7 protein-coding genes and 1 riboswitch are annotated in these 7,033 nt (G+C 43.5%); of the genes, 5 read left to right on the forward strand and 2 right to left on the reverse strand.

Going from position 1 to position 7,033, the window contains the following annotated elements; genetic code table 11:
• The first annotated feature begins 13 nt into the window (after window positions 1–13).
• On the forward strand, window positions 14–655 hold the full coding sequence (gene fabR, locus ACQEXP_RS18975; RefSeq protein ID WP_138971317.1) for an HTH-type transcriptional repressor FabR: 642 nt from the start codon (window positions 14–16) through the stop codon (window positions 653–655).
• Window positions 655–1,038, forward strand: a complete 384-nt coding sequence (locus ACQEXP_RS18980; RefSeq protein ID WP_138971318.1) for a YijD family membrane protein — start codon at window positions 655–657, stop codon at window positions 1,036–1,038. The genes fabR and ACQEXP_RS18980 overlap by 1 nt, the downstream gene beginning before the upstream one ends.
• Window positions 1,039–1,104: 66 nt before the next feature.
• Here the strand turns inward: ACQEXP_RS18980 and trmA are convergent, their stop codons facing one another.
• Window positions 1,105–2,211, reverse strand: coding sequence for a tRNA (uridine(54)-C5)-methyltransferase TrmA (gene trmA / locus ACQEXP_RS18985; protein ID WP_426971241.1), 1,107 nt, complete (start codon window positions 2,209–2,211; stop codon window positions 1,105–1,107).
• A 200-nt stretch (window positions 2,212–2,411) separates the two neighbouring features.
• Window positions 2,412–2,615: riboswitch (cobalamin riboswitch) on the forward strand.
• A gap of 55 nt (window positions 2,616–2,670) precedes the next feature.
• Between trmA and ACQEXP_RS18990 the strand changes: the two genes are divergently transcribed.
• Genes ACQEXP_RS18990 through murI form a run of 3 tightly spaced genes read left to right on the forward strand, consistent with a single transcriptional unit; the run spans window position 2,671 to window position 6,177 of the window.
• Window positions 2,671–4,614 (forward strand): TonB-dependent receptor family protein, encoded by a 1,944-nt coding sequence (locus ACQEXP_RS18990; RefSeq protein WP_426971242.1) that lies wholly within the window; start codon window positions 2,671–2,673, stop codon window positions 4,612–4,614.
• Window positions 4,615–4,664: 50 nt separating this feature from the next.
• A complete protein-coding gene (locus tag ACQEXP_RS18995; protein WP_269378426.1) occupies window positions 4,665–5,339 on the forward strand; it encodes an ATPase in 675 nt (224 codons plus the stop codon).
• Between the two features lie 43 nt (window positions 5,340–5,382).
• Window positions 5,383–6,177, forward strand: a complete 795-nt coding sequence (gene murI / locus ACQEXP_RS19000) for a glutamate racemase (RefSeq protein ID WP_269378427.1) — start codon at window positions 5,383–5,385, stop codon at window positions 6,175–6,177.
• Here the strand turns inward: murI and ACQEXP_RS19005 are convergent.
• Complete coding sequence (locus tag ACQEXP_RS19005; protein ID WP_269378428.1) at window positions 6,143–6,592, reverse strand: RNA recognition motif domain-containing protein; 450 nt, start codon at window positions 6,590–6,592, stop codon at window positions 6,143–6,145. The two genes, murI and ACQEXP_RS19005, sit on opposite strands and share 35 nt — an antisense overlap.
• Between the last annotated feature and the right edge of the window lie 441 nt (window positions 6,593–7,033).

Here is a 7,033-nt window from a genome sequence, read left to right on the forward strand (position 1 = left end):
TAGAAAAACAAATATGAAATCCATGGGAATCCGTGCACAGCAAAAAGAAAAAACGCGTCGTTCATTAATTGATGCAGCGTTTAGTCAATTGAGTGCTGATCGTAGCTTCTCCAACTTAAGTTTAAGGGAAGTCGCACGCGAAGCGGGAATCGCTCCAACATCATTCTATCGCCACTTTAAGGATATGGATGAGTTAGGTTTAACCATGGTCGATGAGGGAGGCTTGTTGCTGCGTCAACTTATGCGCCAAGCACGCCAACGCATTGTCAAAGAGGGCAGTGTGATTCGAACTTCGGTTGAAACCTTCATGGAGTTTATCGAAAGTAGTCCAAACGTTTTTCGTCTATTGTTACGTGAGCGATCGGGTACTTCTTTTGAATTTCGTACCGCTGTCGCTCGTGAGATGCAACATTTTGTCGCAGAGATGACAGAGTATTTGATTAGTACCGGGATGACTCGGGACGAAGCTTTTACCCAAGCAGAAGCATCCGTTACCTTGGTCTTCAGCTCAGGTGCAGAAGCTTTAGATTTAGAAAGGCATGAGCGAGATGAACTCGCGGAGCGTCTTATAATGCAATTGCGAATGATAGCCAAAGGGGCTTTCTGGTATCGCAAAGAACGTGAACGTAACCGATTAAAAGGTGGGATAGATTAATGTCGAATGAAACAAACCAAGTTAATCGTGGTTCTGAGAAGAAAACACTCGTATTGGCGCTCGTCGCGGGTATGTGTGGTGATGCCATGTTGTCATGGCTAACTATGAGTGAAGTCTCTTTCTCAATTTTTCCACTGATTGCACTTGTACTATCGGTACAAGCGCTTTACCAAGAGTACCTACGTAACCCTGTCTCTGAAGATATCCCGCTGGTGGGTCTAGCGTGTTTCTTTGTCGGGGCATTTGGCCATTCCGCGTTTGTGAAAGCGCAGTATCCAGATGCGGGCTCAAATATGTTGGCAATCTTCATCACCTTAGGTTTGCTACTATGGGTTGCAAAGAAACTGGGTTTTCTAAATGCAGTCACTAAAGCAGAATCTTAATCTGCCATACTCTAGAGACAAAAAACGAGCCACATAGGCTCGTTTTTTATTTTGTTCTATTTGAAATTACTTGCGCTCTAGTAGCACACCCGCTTCCATGTGATGAGTAAATGGGAACTGGTCGAACAGGGCGAAACGAGTCACTTTATGTGTTTCACAAAGGATATCCAGATTCTCTTTCAGTGTTTCCGGGTTACATGAGATATACATGATGCGTTCGTAACCTTGCACCATTTTACATGTGTCGATGTCCATACCTGCACGTGGTGGATCAACAAAAATGGTATTGCAGTTGTAACTGTTTAGGTCGACGCCCGCATCTTTTAAACGGCGGAACTCACGTTTTCCTTCGATTGCTTGAGTAAACTCTTCAGCAGACAGACGTAAGATCTGCACGTTATCGATACTATTGGCCTTAATGTTGTACTGAGCAGATTCTACGGAAGGCTTTGCAAGCTCAGTTGCCAAAACGCGATCGAAGTTTTGCGCGAGTGCTAGTGAAAAGTTACCGTTACCACAGTAAAGCTCAAGTAGATCGCCGCTACTTTCTTGAGTGCAGTCAACCGCCCACTCCAACATCTTCTCTGCGACCTTACCGTTAGGTTGGGTAAAGCTGTTTTCAACTTGTTGGTAAACGTATGGTTTGCCATTGACATCAAGCTTCTCAATGACATAGTCGCGATCAAGAACAATCTTCATCTTGCGTGCGCGACCTATGATGTTGAGATTAAACCCTTCATCATTGAGACGTTGCTTGAGGGCTTTTGCATGTTTCGTCCACTCTTCATCTAATTGACGATGGTAAAGCAGTGACACCAAAACTTCACCACTCAGTGTCGATAAGAAGTCAACTTGGAACAACTTACGGCGCAGAGATTCATTACCTTTCATCGCTTCGACGAGAAGAGGCATCAAGTCGTTGATCAGGCGGCTAGCGGCCGGGAACTGATCGACACGGTACTTCTCACGCGTCTCTTGGTTGAACATGATGTAGTAAAGGTCTTCACCTTCATGCCAAACACGAAATTCTGCACGCATACGGTAGTGTTGTTCTGGTGATTCGAACACTTCCAACTCAGGTACATTATAAGAAGCGAACATCTCGTTGAGACGGTCGACTTTTTCAGCCAGTTGTTCTTGGTAGCGTTGTGGGTTTACATCAAGAGTCGCCATGGTGATTACCTTTGGTTTTGTACCTGTGAATGGTGCATTTAATTCAAGAGCGCAGATTTTATTCAATCTCAGCAGTATGTCCAGTACTGTCCCCTCAATGCCTTAAAGATAGCGTGTAAAGTGGTAATGAGTGAGTAAATGAAATCGGCCAATTTTATATGAATGAAGAATATAGACTGGACAAATAATCAATTGCTTAATAACATCGACGCCAAGCTGGTGCTGTCTAGATGTATAGATGGCTGAAAAGGGAATCTGGTGTAAATCCAGAACTGACGCGCAGCGGTAAAAGAGAACGAAAGCTCAAATAGACACTGTATATAGATTTATGCGGGAAGTAGAGCGAGTAGGAGGCCAATGCCAAGCTCTTAAGTCCGAAGACCTGCCAGCAGCTGAGCAAAACACTGGAAGCAATAGGCTCCATGCTCAGTAGGACTTACGCGATTTAGGATTATAAAAATGAACCGATCTATTCTAGCGATGGCAGTGGCATCGCTACTTTCACACGCCTCTTATTCTTACGCTCAAGAAGTTTCAACTGATGAGACTATGGTGGTTCTTGCCAAAAGTGACTTCAACAATTCTATTGAAGACATCCCAGCTAACGTGACCGTAATTACTTCTGATGAAATTGCAGCTAGCGGTGCTAAGAGCTTAGATACATTACTAAGAGCTCGTGCAGGTATTCAGATTTCTGACACAAACAGTGGACCTGCATTTGCTATCCGAGGCTTTGCTGGTGGACAAGCGGCTAACAACACGCTGATTTTGGTCGATGGACGTCGTCTAAACAAACAAGACCTTTCTGCTCCGCAAGTTAGCTCAATTCTGATTTCGCAGATTGAACGTGTTGAAGTTCTATCAGGTAGTGCTGGTGTCTTATACGGCGATCAAGCTGTAGGTGGTGTTATCAACATCATTACTAAGAATGGCAATCAAGACGGTGGTAACGTATCAGTAAGTGTTGGTAGCTTCGACTCGGTCGCGGGTAGTGTTGATGTATCTAAGCAGTTAAATGATCGTTGGAACTTGTTCCTAAGCGCAAGTCAGGATAACAGTGATAACTACCGAGAGCATAACAAGCGTGAGACGGGTGTATTACTGGGTAGACTGAACTACGACCAAGACCAAACAGAATTTTTCGCAGAAGCAAGCTACTACGATAATAACCGTCAATATGCAGGCTCGTTAACTGAAGAACAATATGAGCAAGATCCAACTCAGGCTGGTTCATCAAACCCGACCGATTACTCTCATGAAATCACTAAAGCACTTCGTGCGGGTTACAAGCGTAACTTAAGTGACGCATGGATTGTTGGTACTGATGTTATTTACGATAACACTTCAGGATCTGGCTCAGCTTGGGGAAGCTCTACAACAAGTAAAAGTAAGCAACTATTTGGTTCGGTAAACGTAGAAAACCAATTCTCTACACAATCTGGCCAAGGTAATGTATTACTCGGTCTTGAAGGGGCAGATCGTGATCACTCATACAAATCATCATCGACTGACAGAGCTAACGAGCAAAATAGCTACAGCGTGTTTGGTCAGCTAAACTACCCTTTAATCACGGATCTAACTTTGACAACGGGGGCTAGATACAGCTCGGTAGAAGACAAGCTTTACGACGGCAGAATCTACCCTAACGCAGAGAAATTATCTGAATCTCAGGACGCTTATGAGCTTGGTCTGAACTACAAGATTAATCAGTCTCAGCGAGTATATGTTCGCGGGGAGACAAACTTCAGGTTTGCTAAGATAGACGAGCAAGCTTATACCTCGCCAGGTGTTTTAGGTCTGAAGCCACAAACAGGTAAATCCTTGGAAGCAGGCTGGGGGCTATATGAAGGTGACTACAGCATTAAAGTAGATGTATTCAATCTACAGCTAGAAGATGAAATTGTTTTCGATAGTAGCGCACCGACTCCAGTTGGCGGATTATTTTCTGGTGCGAATGTTAATGCTGACGAATCTGAACGAAATGGTATCAGTGTTAGCGGTGATTTGTATGTACATGAAAACCTTCAGTTAGGTTTGGAATACAATCTGATTGATGCTGAGTTCTCAAGTGGTGATAACAAGGGTAAGAAACTACCTTGGGTCGCACGTAATACTGGCCGAGCATTTGCGACATACGATATCAGTTACGAATGGCAAGTTTTTGTTGAAGGTGTTTACACAGGTACTCGTTTTAAAGATGGTGACACATCGAATAGCTTAGATAAGCTTCCAGCGTACTGGTTAGGTAACCTAGCGGTAAGTTTCACTCAAAATGAATGGTCAGCGACACTTCGTGTCGACAATGCATTCGATGAAAAATACGCGGCAAATGCTAACAACTGGGGAGCGTACTATCCAGGCGATGGTCGTAAAGTTATGCTAACGGGCTCTTACCAATTCTAAACACCTATAACCGCCTTCGGGCGGTTTTTTCTTATTGATAGATAATCACTATGCAAAAGAACGTCATTATTAGCTGGTCAAGTGGCAAAGACTCGACACTGACCCTTGAAAGATTGATGGACAGCGAGCAGTACAATGTCGTTGGACTTTATACCACCTATGTCAAAGACGAAGTCCCCTTTCAAGCCACGCCCCTTTATGTCCTAGATATGCAAGCCGAACTGTTGGGCCTACCTCTAATTAAAATCGAACTACCCGAATCATTTCCACCAAACGAGATCTATCAAGACACCATCATCAGAGGCTTAAAACAGAGTAACCTCTCAATAGATGCTGTCGCCTTTGGCGATATGTTCTGTAATGGCATTGAAGCCTATCGTCGTAGCTATATAGAACCAGCCGGTTGGGAGTGTGTATTCCCTTTATTGGGTCAGAGTAGTAGAGATCTTGCTGATGAAATCATTGCAAGAGAGATTCAGACATTAGTTGTTACGACAGATAGTTCCCAACTCTCAAGCCAGTATTGTGGCAAATGGTACAGCGAAGCGTTTATACGCAGTTTGCCTGACGGTGTAGATCCTTGCGGTGAAGATGGTGAATTTCACACCTTGGTTACTGATACCCGAAGCTATTCGGGCAGAATTGATATTGAAACTACATATATAGAAGAGGGGGAGCGATTCTGCTATCAGCGTTACACCGCGAAGAGATTGCCAAATACCTAGCAGAGAGTATTATTGCCAAGTCCAAATGTAATGAGTTAATCAAGTGAACCATCAAACAGCGAAAATACTGATCTTTGATTCTGGTGTAGGCGGCTTATCTGTATATAAAGAAATACAGGCTCAACTTCCTCAACTTGATTACCTCTATATATTTGATAACGCAGCATACCCATATGGCGAACTTGACCACCATACTCTGATTGCCCGCGTTGATATCATCGTCTCTTCCTTGGTTGCAGAGCATCAAATCGATTTAGTGGTCATTGCGTGCAACACCGCCAGCACGATCGTTTTACCAACGCTAAGAGCCAAATTATCAATTCCTGTTGTCGGCGTCGTTCCGGCAATCAAACCCGCATCCAACCTTGCCAATAAAGCGGTGGGTCTTATTGCGACTCCCGCAACTATTACGCGCGAATACACCCATGACCTCATTCGAGACTTTTCGCAAAGCAAACCAGTGGAATTACTAGGTTCAACTCGGCTGGTGGATATCGCAGAAGAAAAACTACGAGGCAAAAGCGTTGATCTTGGTGAGTTAAAAGAAATACTCTCACCCATGGCGAGCAAGATCGATGTAGCGGTACTGGGCTGCACACACTTCCCACTGATCAGAGAAGAAATACAGGCGGTGTTGACAGACCATGTATTACTGGTTGATTCAGGAGAAGCGATTGCGAGAAGGGTGAAAGACTTATTGGTCGTTGAAGCGAATAGCGAAAAGAAAGGAAAGAGAGAAATCTATTCAAGTGCTCCCCCTTGGGAAGAAGGAGCCTTGAATCAGGCATTATACTTAATGGGCTTTAGTCCAGTTCAGTACTATCCGATTGAGATTTAGGGTCATTAGCAATACGTACTTTCAGAGTTCGTTGCATATAGTCCTTCTCATTAAGTGCATCTATAGCGGGCTGTGCATCTGTCGCAGCCATTACGACAAAGCCAAACCCTCTTCTTTTACCAGTGCGTTTATCCTTCATTAGACGAACCGCAAAAACTTCACCATGCTTGGCGAACAGGTCCTTTACATGGGATTCATTTGCCTTATATGGCAAGTTCCCGACATAGAGTGTTTTAGTTGAAGGGTCATTCAATTGATCTTGTTCGATGTTGGTGTTTGAAAGTTTAAGAATAAAAGCGGAAGCAAAAACACCTAGAACAAAGCTCAAAGCAGGGGAAATAGCTACCTGCGAAAAGATGATCCCACCCAAAACAGCTAAGGCGACAATCATTAAGGTCGATTTGTTTGAACTCATATTGGAATACAACTTTTAGGTTTGAGAAAAATTAGGTCTACCGTTAACAAAATAGACACAGGGATCTTACGTATATGGTTGTAGTTTTTCCAACCTATTGATGTGACCTGACTCAAATGTTGAAATTTTATTCTATTTTCAGCGATTTGATTTCTTTTTGACCAAACGGAAATTAATTTCAAAAAAACACTTGTCATCCTCTAAGAGCTCCCTATAATGCCGCTCCATCGACACGGAATGAGACGAAAGTCACACGCCAAGTTGAGAAGAGAAAAAAGAAGTTAAAAAAACTCTTGACTCTCAAAATGGGAAGCGTAAGATACGCACCCCTAGCAGTGAGGCGACAAGCGCTAAGCTAGCTAGAAAAAGCTCTTTAAAAATATAGACCTATCAATCTGTGTGGGCACTCGTTGATGATAATCCAATTCGATACTTCGGTAT

The organism is Vibrio sp. TRT 1302, from assembly GCF_050113875.1.
GTDB lineage: Bacteria > Pseudomonadota > Gammaproteobacteria > Enterobacterales > Vibrionaceae > Vibrio.